Annotated in this window: 11 protein-coding genes; 3 read left to right on the forward strand and 8 right to left on the reverse strand. The window is 38.9% G+C overall.

What is annotated here, in order from left to right; genetic code table 11:
• The 7 genes from JZ787_RS11500 to JZ787_RS11530 form a co-directional block, all read right to left on the reverse strand.
• Positions 1 to 1089 (reverse strand): DUF6708 domain-containing protein, encoded by a 1089-nt coding sequence (locus JZ787_RS11500; protein WP_346312337.1) that lies wholly within the window; start codon positions 1087 to 1089, stop codon positions 1 to 3.
• A gap of 12 nt (positions 1090 to 1101) precedes the next feature.
• Positions 1102 to 2190, reverse strand: coding sequence for a DUF6708 domain-containing protein (locus tag JZ787_RS11505; protein ID WP_346312338.1), 1089 nt, complete (start codon positions 2188 to 2190; stop codon positions 1102 to 1104).
• Positions 2191 to 2202: 12 nt separating this feature from the next.
• Complete coding sequence (locus JZ787_RS11510; protein WP_346312339.1) at positions 2203 to 3291, reverse strand: DUF6708 domain-containing protein; 1089 nt, start codon at positions 3289 to 3291, stop codon at positions 2203 to 2205.
• A gap of 6 nt (positions 3292 to 3297) precedes the next feature.
• Positions 3298 to 6219 (reverse strand): T6SS effector BTH_I2691 family protein, encoded by a 2922-nt coding sequence (locus JZ787_RS11515; RefSeq protein ID WP_346312340.1) that lies wholly within the window; start codon positions 6217 to 6219, stop codon positions 3298 to 3300.
• Positions 6212 to 6892: a DUF4123 domain-containing protein gene (locus JZ787_RS11520; RefSeq protein ID WP_183172921.1), complete on the reverse strand. Its 681-nt coding sequence runs from the start codon at positions 6890 to 6892 to the stop codon at positions 6212 to 6214. The genes JZ787_RS11515 and JZ787_RS11520 overlap by 8 nt, the downstream gene beginning before the upstream one ends.
• Entirely contained in the window at positions 6889 to 9519 is a 2631-nt protein-coding gene (locus JZ787_RS11525) for a type VI secretion system Vgr family protein (protein ID WP_346312341.1), read from the reverse strand. The genes JZ787_RS11520 and JZ787_RS11525 overlap by 4 nt, the downstream gene beginning before the upstream one ends.
• 199 nt (positions 9520 to 9718) lie before the next feature.
• Positions 9719 to 10342, reverse strand: a complete 624-nt coding sequence (locus JZ787_RS11530) for a cation transporter (protein ID WP_346312342.1) — start codon at positions 10340 to 10342, stop codon at positions 9719 to 9721.
• Between the two features lie 76 nt (positions 10343 to 10418).
• On the opposite strand from JZ787_RS11530, the gene JZ787_RS11535 reads away from it, so the two are divergent.
• The 3 genes from JZ787_RS11535 to JZ787_RS11545 all read left to right on the forward strand — a co-directional run bounded on the left by JZ787_RS11535 (position 10419) and on the right by JZ787_RS11545 (position 12979).
• Positions 10419 to 10847, forward strand: a complete 429-nt coding sequence (locus tag JZ787_RS11535) for a Cd(II)/Pb(II)-responsive transcriptional regulator (RefSeq protein ID WP_346312343.1) — start codon at positions 10419 to 10421, stop codon at positions 10845 to 10847.
• Positions 10848 to 11309: 462 nt separating this feature from the next.
• Positions 11310 to 12710 carry a tRNA 5-hydroxyuridine modification protein YegQ gene (gene yegQ, locus JZ787_RS11540; RefSeq protein WP_346312344.1) on the forward strand — a complete coding sequence of 467 codons (1401 nt, stop codon included), beginning with the start codon at positions 11310 to 11312 and terminating at the stop codon, positions 12708 to 12710.
• A gap of 14 nt (positions 12711 to 12724) precedes the next feature.
• Positions 12725 to 12979, forward strand: coding sequence for a YfhL family 4Fe-4S dicluster ferredoxin (locus JZ787_RS11545; protein ID WP_346312345.1), 255 nt, complete (start codon positions 12725 to 12727; stop codon positions 12977 to 12979).
• Between the two features lie 285 nt (positions 12980 to 13264).
• Here the strand turns inward: JZ787_RS11545 and JZ787_RS11550 are convergent.
• On the reverse strand, positions 13265 to 13874 hold a 610-nt coding region (locus JZ787_RS11550; RefSeq protein WP_346312346.1), incomplete at its 5' end, for an FAD-dependent oxidoreductase.

The raw sequence follows: 13874 nt of genomic DNA on the forward strand, positions 1-13874 counted from the left end.
TTATCTATAGTTCCAACTTAAGTAGGCTAATCCTGCTAGAAATGCAATAAAGATACTGGTTCCTAATAACCAACCTATAAATAAAATACATTTTTCAGTCGAAGTAAACATCAATGGTGCAAGATGACGTTGTTTTCCTATCGAGTCATAAGGATCGTTACTATCAATCTGACATTCTTTTTCAACATGGGTAGGCCATTGAGGTATTTTTGAAAAATATAGACCCAAACGTCTTAATATAATAAGTGGGAATAGAGCAAAAGCAACTGTTGCAATTCCATTATCTCGCTCCGCTGGACGGGTTTGCTGAATGATTTCTTCACCATCAAACTGCATATAAACTCGTTCAAAGCTCTCTTTAAAAGTTTCTTTCCTGTTATAAACATCAAAAAACTCTGGAATAGCTGCATGAATACTTTTTAGATCATCACCTTGCATATAAGCTTTAAAGAATGCCAAATGCTGATCAACCAATTCTTTTCCATATATTTTTGTAATAAAAGGGAAAATGATTTCTTCTTCTACGATATTATCTGCATTTACCAAACTTGCTCTTAATTCAATATCAAACCGCCCTTCTTGCACAGCAGAAAAACGTAAATCCTGCCAGTTTAGCTCAATGACTTTTTGTTGTTGAGGTGAAAAAGCATAAACTTTCTGTGTTTTTCGATTAAAACGAATTGGATAATGGGTATAGCCAAATAAATCATACTTTGCCATTTGATAATTTGAGTAGACTAAATAAGCTAAACCAATCGTTAGGCACGAAATTATAGCAATACTCCAGTAAACATGTTTAAAATATAGGCTATATATTGCAAATAAAAACATAGAAATCGCAAAAAATAATGCGGCCCACATTGGAAGTGCCAATGCTGTTGCGCGCCCACGGATAAACTCCCAACTATCTATGACCTCCACAAAAGTGGAGTTAAAACGTATAATCTGACGATGCGGATACAGCTGATCCGTTTTTAAGCTTTTCAGGTCAATTTCCCTTAAACGCAATCGTCCATTTTTATTGGGAACCCCTATCTCAAAGGGTTGATTCAGTGTCGTAAACTTGGTTTCATAGTCTTCTCTTAACATTTGGTTTTATTCTTATCTATAGTTCCAACTTAAATAAGCAAGCCCTATAAAAAATACAATAGCCAGACTAAATAGAATTAATCCACTTAAAAATATAACTAAAATCTGTGCCCAACTAAACTTTAAAGGTGCAAGATGACGCTGCTTATTTGTCGAGTCGTAGGCATCATTTCTTTCAATACGACATTCTTTTTCAATATGGGTAGGCCATTCAGGTATTGTTGAAAACAACAATCCTAAACGTCTTAAAAATAATGTTGGCAGCCAAAAAATAATATTTAAGGCTACTGACAACATATACCTTTCCTTTGGTCTCTTTTGTTGTACTCTTTCTACGATATCGTTAACCATATAAACGCGTTCAAAAGTTTCTTTAAAAGTTTCTTTTCTGCTATAAACATCAAAAAATTCTGGAATAACCGCATCAATACTTTTTAGATCATCACCTTGCATATAAGCTTTAAAAAAAGCTAAATGTTGATCTATAAGCTCAGGTTCATATCTTGGTACTAAAAAAGGTAAAATAATCTCTTCTTCTACAATATTATCAGCATTGACTAGACTTGCCCTTAACTCTATATCATCATCCTCTTTAACCGCTGAAAATCGTAAATCCTGCCAATTGAGCTCAATGATTTTTTGTTGTTGTGGTGAAAATGCATAAACTTTCTGTGTTTTTCGATTAAAACGAATTGGATAATGCGTATAACCAAATAAATCATATTTCGCCATCTTATAATTGGAATAAATAATATATACAACACCTAATCCAATTATCAGCGTAAAAATACTAAACCAATATACTCCGTCCTGCCATCCGCTTGTGGCCATGATACAAAATAGAATTAAACCAAAGATACATACAGCCCACATTGGAAATGCCAAAGCAGTTGCACGTCCACGGATAAACTCCCAACTATCCATGACCTCCACAAAAGTGGAGTTAAAACGTATAACCTGACGATGAGGATAAAGTTGGTCCGTTTTCAGGCTTTTTATATCAATTTCTCTTAGACGTAATCGGCCATTTTTATTGGGAATCCCAATCTCAAAGGGTTGATTTAGTGTCGTAAACTTTGTTTCGTAATCTTCTCTTAACATTTGGTTTTATTCTTATCTATAGTTCCAACTTAAATAAGCCAATCCTGCCAGAAATGCGATAAAGATACTGGTTCCAACTAAACAGCCTAGAAATAAAATAAGTTTTTCAGTCAAAGTGAACACTAATGGTTCAAGATGACGTTGTTTTCCTGTTGAGTCATAAGGGTCGTTACTATCAATCTGACATTCCTGCTCAATATGGGTAGGCCATTGAGGTATTTTTGAAAAATATACTCCAAAGCGTCTTAATATAATGAGTGAGAATAAAGGAAAAGCAACTGTCGCTATTCCATTATCTCGTTCCGCAGGGCGGATTTGCTGGATGATTTCTTCACCATCAAACTGCATATATACACGTTCAAAACTTTCCTTAAAGCTTTCTTTTCTGCTATAAACATCAAAAAATTCTGGAATAACCGCATCAATACTTTTTAGATCATCACCTTGCATATAGGCTTTAAAGAATGCCAAATGCTGATCAACCAATTCTTTTCCATATATTTTTGTAATAAAAGGGAAAATGATTTCTTCTTCTACAATATTATCTTCATTGACTAAACTTGCTCTTAACTCAATATCAAACCGCCCTTCTTGTACAGCAGAAAAACGTAAATCCTGCCAGTTTAGCTCAATGACTTTTTGTTGTTGAGGTGAAAAAGCATAAACTTTCTGTGTTTTTCGATTAAAACGAATTGGATAATGGGTGTGTCCAAATAGATCATACTTCGCCATCTTATAATTCGAATAAATAATATATACAACACCTAATCCGATTATCAGCGTAAAAATACTAAACCAATATACTCCGTCCTGCCATCCGCTTGTGGCCATGATACAAAATAGAATTAAACCAAAGATACATACAGCCCACATTGGAAGTGCCAATGCTGTTGCGCGCCCACGAATAAACTCCCAACTATCCATGACTTCTACAAAAGTAGAGTTAAAACGAATAACCTGACGATGCGGATACAGATGAACCGTTTTTAGGCGTTTGATATCAATTTCCCTAAGACGCAATCGTCCATTTTTATTGGGAATCCCAATCTCAAAGGGTTGATTCAGTGTCGTAAACTTTGTTTCGTAATCTTCTCTTAACATGTATGCTTACTCGTAAAGCTTTTTAAATTTAGTATCTTCTATAGCTTGAGTCCAATTCTCACTATTTGTTCCCCATGCTGAAGCCTCAAGAAAATTACGTATTTCTCGCTCTTCTAACAGATCAATGCCATAACTAATAACAACTGATACCCCAATTAAAATTAATCCCCAATACCCACCACGTAGTCCTAATAATAGAACCGAACTACGTAGAAAAGCATGTGCAGTTAAAATAACTATGAAGCCATTTGCAATATATAAACCTGTAATTATATATTTGTCTTTTTGCCAAGCATCATATGCTTTCATCCATTCAACCACTGCTAACAGTAGCGCCCCCCCATATAAACCAATTTTAGCGCCTACAGCATATCGTCCTTGTAGTTTGACTAATGATTTAATCTCACCCAATTGTAAGATTCTCATTTGCAATTGCCGATCCATCACATCCGCAATATTACCGAGAGTTGCTGCAATCACCCCAACAAAGTTTGTCCCTGTTTGTAAATTAATACCTTTCGCAGCCCCTTGCGTTGCACTAATTAATGCCAACGACTGTAAACTAAACGCAAATACGCCAAAACCAAAACCCGTACCTTGCCGCGCAAAAACTTTTTGGCTTTGCCCCTCTAACTGGTTTAATTGTCTACTTTGCTCCAAAGCACCAGCCACTTTGCTATCTGCCACTACTTGTCCAGACCCTCTCACTGCGCCATGCATGGCTTCGCTTATTTGTGCCTGAGTCATATTGGGATTGATTTTTGCTAACTGTTGAGTATCCAGATGCAAGACCATATGAACTTTGGTTCGCACTTTCCCTAAACGGTGGAAGTCTATGTCTGTATTGAAATTTTCCAGTAATGCTTTTTTCAAATTTACTTTAAACGCATTTTTAGCATTTTTCTTGGCTTGTCGAGATTCAGCCTCATCAAAGTTAATAGGCGAATCGCGCATAATTTGCTGAATAATATCAGTTAACTTTCCAGCATATGCTTTTGTTGTTAATGTTTTCCCAGAAAAAACCTCAAAGCTTTTCATTGCCACCGTTTTGGCAGCATCTGGGGTTTGGTTAGCACGGCCATGGAATACACGTGCAACTGTGCCACCGATTTGCTCAGAGAAGATATCAATTTTTACTTTAATACTTTCTTTAATCGTTTTAACTTGTTCTTTATAATTGTCATGCTGCGTAATACTGCTCTCATCGAAAAATTGTGTTCCCGCAAATGCTAAAGTCGTGATCTGATTTCTACCTAAAAAATCATTCACCGAGTTCACGGTATCCTGCAAGGATTTAGAATCAAAGATAAAAGTTCTCAGCAGATAATTCTTCCGATTGCTATAATTCGCCTCCTGTAACAACTCTTCAAAATATTTCGAACATAGTTCCAAGGTATCCGCATTACCAACAATTCGGGAGTTAATCGTTATAAAATTACTCGCAGAAAATGGACTTTTATGATCAAAAGCATTCTCCATGTAGTTCAATAAAGTATCTGACTTAAGCCACTCAATATAAAATTTGATGATTGGCTCAATTTCTGTTTTTCCATAATCCAGTATTTTTTGAGCCTGTTGCTCTAACCAATCATCCATGGCCTTTTGCTTGAGTTTATCGGAAAAACTATCCACCATTCCCCAAAAACTTTTTTTATTCCACTGAGTATCAAATTCTTCATTTACATCTTTGGTGAGTTTAATAATATCTTTTTCTTCAAAATCAAAGAAGTTTTCCATGTAATGTTGTCTTTTCAACATCATATTGTCATGGATTTTCTCAATACTTTTCTGTGCTTTCTCTGCTTGATCCTGAGTAGGAAACATAGGCACGTGAATATTGGCTTTATCTTGTTCAGGAATACCTTCCAACATATGTTCAGCGCCATAGCGGAAACCGTATAGATTCCAGAGCTCTGAATACTTTTCGCTGTGAATTTTTGCTTTAATCAAACCTTTGAGTTTAATAATTTGTAGCGCACTTTGATAAAGCCGTTCTTCCTCAGGTGTTCTAATCTTTTCTGCCAAATAATTAATAATAGACAGCGTATCTTCTAAAATCCCCACTGGATCGTTAAAGACAATAACGCGCTCTTTCGATGTTACATACGGAACAGCGGGAGCTGACTCATCAAACAATGGCTCCTTGGTTTTAGGATCTAATACAGGTTTATTATTTTTATCGGTCTTGATCGCCTGAAAATTAAAGGTGCTTTCCCCAGTTTCATCGCTAAATTCATCTGTTTCATGAAACGGATATTTAGCCATATCTTTGATTAAATCAGCTTCCCAAGGAACTAATTTTTTGACCACTTCAATTTGATCTTGTGTGCTATTTTCAATACAAGACATATAATCAATATATGGGAGTTGATAGTCTGTTGGCTTGCTAACGTTGATCTGACTACATATCTTCTTACGTAAATTTTCATCAGTTTCAAATTGATTACAACTCTCAATGCTGAGTTGATGTCTTGAATAAAATAAATCTACAACAGGTGAAACGTCTTTGTTTGGAAACAAATCAAGTAACATCGCATTAGAACTTGACTTTTGTTTACTGGTAACAGGATTTATAAAACAAGCATAGTCTTTGGCCTTGGGTTGAACCCCCATACTATCTTTATCCATAGCACTGATAAATCCATTGGCATTGACATTGTAGGCATGTACATTCTCATCATTATATTGCCCTACACGCCATTCTTTAGCATAGGCATACAGATATCCTTCATTCAGTCTTCTATAGACATATTTTAAACCTTTAGGTAATGCTGGTAACTTCTTTGCAAAATTATCATTAACCTTAAAATTATCAGAATTTCCAGTCTCTAAGGCGACAGCTATTCGAACTGGATAGAATGAGCCTAAACGCTCGCAAGTTTCACAACGATCATATCTATATTTTTCTGCGACGCTATTATCAGTCATTTCTCACCTCAAAAACTAAATATTGTTTTTCCATAAAGTCCATTAAGGCTTGGAAATCTGTATTTTCTCTGGAAAACTCTTTTATATTGGAATTAATTTGATCAAAATTTTTGAGCTGTAATCTAGACTTTGGAGCAGATTTTTCTAGGCTTAAATCTAAGGCATTTAATTCAAAAGAATGCCCCATTAAATCAAATGACCAGATTTCAAAAATTGAACGATATCGCTTGAGCCACCGACCAATATCAGGATTTAAAACCTGATGGTCTCTTGACATATACAGGTGTACCAGTACCCGCGGATCATAAAATCTAAATAACGTATTTTTATTTATGAGCATCAATTTTGTTAACTGTTCTGCCAACTCATCTAGCTCCAAATCCGTCTTAATCAGGTTCTGTACCAAAGCCATTTGATCAAATTTATTTAGATATTCGGTTTGTTCGGTTAAATAAATATTTTCATAGTAATCTTGCAATAGCGCTGGACTCATTGAATCAATACGTATCACTATCGGGGCAATCCGTTTTTCTTTGAAAACATTAATGGCTAATACTTTATATTTAACTTTTTCACTTTCATAAATATCCAGTAAATTTCTAAACAGATACTGGTCATACAATATGTAGTTAAATTTTTGAAAATCCTCAAAGTTTAACTTACCCTTAATCATTTTATTCTCACGCTTGACTTACCACTTGAGGCAGCATCTTTCATCTTATATTCACAATCTTTTAATTCTGGTAAGTCCAAAATCGTTTCATTTATATTTTGCCCACCCATAAACACATGCTGCCCCGCCTTACTCTCAAACTTTCCAGCAGTGGTCGGTAATACCCCTGCACCACTAATCTCAATTTGACTACCACCAGCAGTTAGCACGATTTTCTTATTGGCCTTAATTTCAATTTGTTCTTCCGTAGAAATAATCTGAATGCCTTTACGCGCAATAACATCCAGTGCATCACCTTGCGCTTGGATTTCAACCTTACCCTTGCCTGCATAGGCTCTTAGCCCACCCTGTGCTGCAAAGAGGCTGATCTTGTCACTGGCATGTGCAATCAACGATTTCTGTGTAGAAAGGTTAATACTCTCCCCTGCACTTTGGCTGATCTGACCATCGGCTGAGAGATAAATATCTTCATTGCTGCTCACAGCTATGGAGTTTGGTGCAGAGAGAATCATGATGGCTTGTTTAAATGCATCTGCCTTGTTTTGATCTTGTTGTTCAATCTGTTCTAAGAAGCCTTTTAAGTTTTCTAAAACTTCAAGCGGATCCGTCTGTTGGTTCTTCGCCACGTCACTTAACGCTTGGCTATTGTTTAAAGTCCCTTCAAGTTGTTGTTTGGCAGGTTGAGCATCCAGATGTGTACCAGCAGCTTGATCTTGTTTATGGCTACTAAGCAGTAAACCTTCACCTGCTCGAATCGCTCCCCATTGATCAGTTCGAAGCTCGAAGCCTTCTCCTCGTCCTTCACTTGTCTCTGTTTCTTTGGGGTGGCTGAGGTTGCCAAGGTTCAGCTGAGTTGCACCATGGCTACTTTGTAGTTGAGTCGAGATTTGACCCGTGGTGTCATCGAAGCGCAGTTGGTTATAGCCTTCACCTCCTACTTCCTTAGAGCGAATGCCTGCCAGTTTCTTGGTCTCTGGCAATTGACCTTTCTGATCAAATTTCGTTGGGCTGCGCTGCGCTTCATGAATCCGCCCAACCACAAAGGGACGGTCAAGATTGCCATCAAAGAAATCAATCACCACGATTTCACCAATGCGCGGTAGAAAGCGTGCGCCATAGCCCTCACCCGCCCATGGGGTCAAGACATCAACCCATGCCGAGTCTGTATCATTGTCATTGGTGCCTGCACCACCGTCATGGCTGTGGTCATCGTTGCGGGTAAAGAGGAAGCGAACTTTGATCCGTCCCCATTCATCCACATGAATTTCTTCGCCACTTGGTCCCACGACTTTGGCACGCTGTGGGTGTGTGGCTGGTCGGTGCTCTATCGGGTTATAAGCTGGAACGGTCGTGATGTGACGACGCTGTAAACTTAGGTGGTTGGCTTGGCGTTCGCTTGGCACTGCGCTAGTTTTGAGTGACCATTGGCTTTGTTTCAGTAAATGCTGAATTTGCTCACTCAGATCTTTGGGCAAGTTGTTTTGATTATAGAAAGTCTTGGTCGTGATCAGAAATTCTTTGTCTGCATCACTGTGTTGATCAAGTTCAGGATGTTCATGTAACTCAAACCAATACCCCACTTGGGCATCACGTACGGTGCTCTGTGCAGTGAATTGTTTCGCCTGTTGGTTGTAGACATTACTCAGGGTTTGATTGAGTTTTTCAATTTGGCTGTTTGATGCTGCTGTCGCCTGATCTTCTCCATTTAAATCTTGCATCCATGCAGGGCTAATATGCCACGCTTGTTCTAGGCTGAGGCTAGCATTGTCTTGTTGTGTACTGTGTTGATGCTGGCTTTGGACTGAACCTGCGCCTTCTTCTTGACTCAGGTGGTCGGCTTGCCAACGTTGGATATGGACTGCAGTCGGTTGTAGGCTGCGCTGTGCACTCAGACTGATGATGCTATCCTTTTGTTCGGTAGCACTAGAACGATGAAAACGAATTTGTCGACGCTTTAAGGCTTGGAACTGACTGTTGTCATCCAAGAGTCTAAGTTTTTGGGCTTGAATCGGATGACGAGTATGAGGTACATAGAGTTCAGCTTCATCAATTAGCCAGTTGATGCCTTCACTACGCCAGAGCCGTGTTAGAAAGTCATAATCGGTTTCATTTGACTGCATAATGAAGGGACGAACATCGGTCTCTGTATTTAAACCAGAAAGATCAAGACTGAGGCTAGCAGCAAATAGCGGACTTTTGCTCTGCCATTCCTTAAAGAGTATTTCACTGACATCTCGCACACTTTTATTCATAAACACTCGGCTGTTGCGACGTTTATGCCAAAGTGCCGTTGCGTCTTCTAAGCGAAGTTTGTACAGGGTCAGCGCACCATCACTTTGTCCTTGTTCGGCGTGGGTGATGATCCCTGTACTGCGAAATAATGTGCCTTGGTCTGTGACCTGATCGACCGCGACTTGTACCCCGATAAATTGTTTGAGTGGAATCAGAGCATTGGTTGAGAGGCAGATCAATTCAACGTTTAAACCTTGGTTTAATGCATGTGTGCCTTCAATATGCTGCAAAAAGATGTCATGATTTAATGCAGCATGTGAAAATTGTGCATGAATGGCACGTTTTTGTGCACTTAACCCCAATTGCTCAAGCACTTGAGTGATTGTATTTATCATCGTCTATATTTTTAAAAAGTAAGTTTCAGTCATAGTCGATCGCAAACAGCGATCATAAATTAGGCGCCATTATAGCCAGATCAATCCGACAAATGAGCAGAGTTTTATTCTTATTATGTAAACAACAAAATGCTCCGAGTAACTGCGGAGCATTTTTATGGAAAATAATTTTACTTTGATTAAGAAATCTAGCGTTTTCTTAATTCTCGAGCTGTAATCTACGCTCAGATAATGCTTTGCTCACCACTTGATAACCTGCAGTCATACCTAAAGTCGCCATAATGCCTGCCACGATTATGTCTGGCCACAAACTACCTGTACCAAACACCCCTATTGCAGCAAAAATAACCGCCACATTCCCAATCGCATCATTTCGGCTACAGAGCCAGACCGATTGCATATTAGAGTCACCTTCTCTAAAGGCATATAAAATGACGGCACAAACCACATTCGCAAGCAAAGCAATCACGCCAATCACACCCATGGTCATGGCTTCAGGCGGAATTCCCAAAGCATAGGCATATATCACTTTACCAATCACGACTAGACCAAATAGCGCCATGGTAATACCTTTAAGCAGTGCCACTGTCGCCCGCCAATACAAACTCGCACCAAGCACCGCCAGTGAAATACCATAGTTGACTGCATCACCAAAGAAATCTAAAGAATCGGCCCATAAAGATGATGAATGTGCATAAGCCCCACCAATGAGCTCTACCACAAACATGGCTAAATTGATAAATAAGGCAATCCACAATGCCGTTCTAAACTTACTATTTGGCTTTTGCGGTGCGGGTGCACAACTGCAAGAAGAACATGCCATATACACAACCTCTATTCAGACGTAATCATTATCTATTATGATTAAAAACTATGGAGTCGCTCTAAGGTCAAGCAAAATGAATCAACAAAACTCATCTCCTATTTATTTGATGAAAGACTTAGTCCATAAAACAGGATTAAGTGCCGATACCATTCGTTTCTATGAAAAAAAGCATTTATTAGAACCCTCTTTTCGCGGAGAAAATAACTATCGCTATTATCAAGATGATGCACTTAAACGACTCGTTTTTATTAAACGTTGCCGTGCGCTGGATATCTCACTCAAAGAAATTGAATACCTGATTGAACTGGAACAAAAGCCTCAACAAGACTGTAGTGCGGTCAATCAACTGATCGATGAACATTTAAAACAAGTCGAACAAAAAATCATTGAATTGCAAAAATTCCAGATACAACTACAACAGCTTCGACAATCTTGCGCAACTCAATCAACCATTGATGATTGTCAAATTTTAAGACATCTTGAAGCAGGGCTAGATATATAAAACACATCAACGCAGAATTTAGAATATGGGTATTACTCGGTTTTGCTACCTATTTACTCAAACCATTCGTGGGCAATGCAGGATTTTTATCCTTATTTTCTTTAATTTTTTAATAAATTCAAAAATAAAAAATCTAGCCTAACCTCGAATCTAATAAAAATGATCCACAATTATTTCGGATAAAAGGCCGCAAAGCCCCCCAGCTTCTCGATGATTAAAACCTCAGATAAGTTTTATATAACAGATCTTTTACTTTATAAAACAAGGATATTTAAATTTACTTCTATCCTTAGCCACATAAGACCATAGATCCAGATATTTATCATTAAGCACTCACATCCAGCGTTTGAACATGTAATTTTCGCGTCTATAACCGTTTAAATTCCGAGTTGTTTACTAGGTTGAATCTATTTTTTAAAGCCCTACAATAAACCCATATTTTTTTTATGCCTTAGTTTAATCATGAGCATTCATCACGTTACTGAACTTCTTTCTCCTGCAGGTTCGCTTAAAAATATGCGTTATGCATTTGCCTATGGTGCAGATGCAGTCTATGCCGGACAACCTCGTTACAGTTTACGTGTGCGCAATAATGAATTTGATCATGACAATCTGGCTATCGGCATTCAAGAAGCGCATGACTTAGGAAAAAAGTTTTATGTGGTCGTCAACATTCAACCGCATAACTCGAAACTCAAAAACTTTATTCGCGACCTCACACCTGTGGTTGCGATGCAACCCGATGCCCTGATCATGTCGGATCCAGGGCTAATTATGATGGTACGCGAACATTTTCCAGACATGGATGTGCATCTTTCGGTTCAAGCCAATGCCATCAATTGGGCTACTGTGAAGTTTTGGAAAAATATGGGACTGACTCGTGTTATTTTGTCCCGTGAACTATCCATTGATGAAATTGAAGAAATTAAGCAGCAAGTGCCTGACATGGAAATTGAGGTTTTTGTGCATGGCGCGCTATGCATGGCATACTCTGGACGTTGTATGCTTTCAGGCTATATGAATAAGCGTGATGCCAATCAAGGGGCATGTACCAATGCCTGCCGTTGGGAATACAAAGTTCATGAGACTACGCAAGATGAAAATGGTGATGTAATCCCAGTCCAGAATCTGAATACAGACTCCAATTGCTGTTCAAACTCTGATGCTGATGAACTGCATATGCAAGCACAGCATCAGTTTGATGAACCCGTATTACTACAACGTCATGATGAAGACATGTTTGCTGCTGAAGAAGACGAACATGGTACTTACTTTATGAACTCAAAAGACTTGCGCGCGGTACAGCATGTTGAACGCTTAACCCAAATGGGCATCCATTCTTTAAAAATTGAAGGGCGCACCAAGTCTTATTTTTACTGTGCGCGTACAGCGCAAATTTATCGCAAAGCCATAGATGATGCGCTCGCAGGTAAACCTTTCGATTCTTCACTCATGACACAACTCGAAGGTCTGGCCAACCGTGGGTATACCGAAGGTTTCTTACGTCGCCACGTACATAGCGAATATCAAAACTATGAGAATGGTTCATCCAGTTTTGACCATCAACAATACTGCGGTGAAATTTTGGAACGCAATGGCGATTATTTGAAAGTCGATGTCAAAAACCGTTTTGTAGTGGGCGATGTGCTCGAACTCATGACCACTTCAGGCAACATCACTTTTAAACTGACAGAAATCCTCGATAAAAAAGGTAATCCAATACTTGAAGCGAAAGGCTCAGGGCATGTGGTTGAAATCCCTGTTCCTGCTGATGTCGACATGCGCTATGCCCTACTCATTCGTAACTTACCGCATTCAAGCACTGACATTTCAGCGCCTGCATTGGCTTATATCGCAAGCTGACCGGGGATAATGCTATGGCACTACAAATAACGGATGCTTGTATTAACTGTGATATGTGTCTTCCCGAATGTCCCAATACCGCTATTTTTGAAGGTGATAAAATTTATGAAATAGACGTCAACCGCTGCACCGAGTGTGTTGGTTTTTATGATACCCAAACCTGTGTCGATGTTTGCCCAATTGCTTGTATCGAGCCACATCCAGAACACGTTGAAACACAGCAACAACTGTTAGAAAAATTTAAAGGATTGAACTTATTTAGCGTCTAACCTTGGGGAAAGTAGAAAAGAAACCGAGTACTGACCACACTCAGAGTTTCAAAACAAAAACTGGGCAAAGAATAACAATAAACAACAACTAAATGAAAAAGCCAAAGTGACTGGGGAGCACTTTGGCTTTTTCTTTGTACAAGATATTTGCTTTAAACGAAAAAAAGGAACTGAGCTGTTAGCGACTCAGTTCCTATCAAGGGTAAAACCAAAGATCAGCGATACAACATAAAGGGAAAAAGCCAACGTATATTTTGCGAGAGCGTTGGTTTTTTCATTTCACACTTACAGCCCAGAACGAATAATATAATCAAAAGCAGATAGAGATGCTTTCGCGCCTTCACCTGTGGCAATGATGATTTGCTTGTAAGGTACTGTCGTACAGTCACCTGCGGCAAATACACCTTTGACATTGGTTTCGTTGCGATCATTAATCACAATCTCACCACGGTTTGAAAGCTCAACCGCTGTTTCTTTGAGGAAATCGGTGTTTGGCAATAAACCAATTTGCACAAAGATTCCTGCAAGCTCAACCGTATGTTCTACATCAGTTGCACGATCTTTATATTTCAATGCTGTCACTTGTGAACCATCACCGACTACTTCAGTCGATAGTGCATTTAGGATCACTGTGGTATTAGGCAAGCTATGTAATTTGTCTTGCAACACTTGGTCAGCACGTAGTTTGGTATCAAACTCAACCAAGGTCACATGTTCAACAATCCCAGCAAGATCAATCGCAGCTTCGACACCTGAGTTCCCTCCGCCAATCACTGCAACACGTTTGCCTTTAAACAGTGGGCCATCACAGTGTGGGCAGTAAGCAACACCGCGGGTACGGTATTCTTCTTCGCCCGGCACATTCATTTCCCTCCAACGTGCCCCTGTTGAAAGA

Origin of the sequence: Acinetobacter sp. BWR-L5, from assembly GCF_039655985.1 — a bacterium.
GTDB lineage: Bacteria > Pseudomonadota > Gammaproteobacteria > Pseudomonadales > Moraxellaceae > Acinetobacter > Acinetobacter johnsonii.

Coding starts and splice junctions, on each gene's coding strand:
- JZ787_RS11520 (WP_183172921.1), bottom strand. CDS start 6,892: ATGATTAAGGGTAAGTTAAACTTTGAGGATTTTCAAAAATTTAACTAC.
- JZ787_RS11510 (WP_346312339.1), bottom strand. CDS start 3,291: ATGTTAAGAGAAGATTACGAAACAAAGTTTACGACACTGAATCAACCC.
- JZ787_RS11545 (WP_346312345.1), top strand. CDS start 12,725: ATGGCACTACAAATAACGGATGCTTGTATTAACTGTGATATGTGTCTT.
- JZ787_RS11515 (WP_346312340.1), bottom strand. CDS start 6,219: ATGACTGATAATAGCGTCGCAGAAAAATATAGATATGATCGTTGTGAA.
- JZ787_RS11505 (WP_346312338.1), bottom strand. CDS start 2,190: ATGTTAAGAGAAGATTACGAAACAAAGTTTACGACACTAAATCAACCC.
- JZ787_RS11535 (WP_346312343.1), top strand. CDS start 10,419: ATGAATCAACAAAACTCATCTCCTATTTATTTGATGAAAGACTTAGTC.
- JZ787_RS11500 (WP_346312337.1), bottom strand. CDS start 1,089: ATGTTAAGAGAAGACTATGAAACCAAGTTTACGACACTGAATCAACCC.
- JZ787_RS11525 (WP_346312341.1), bottom strand. CDS start 9,519: ATGATAAATACAATCACTCAAGTGCTTGAGCAATTGGGGTTAAGTGCA.
- yegQ (WP_346312344.1), top strand. CDS start 11,310: ATGAGCATTCATCACGTTACTGAACTTCTTTCTCCTGCAGGTTCGCTT.
- JZ787_RS11530 (WP_346312342.1), bottom strand. CDS start 10,342: ATGGCATGTTCTTCTTGCAGTTGTGCACCCGCACCGCAAAAGCCAAAT.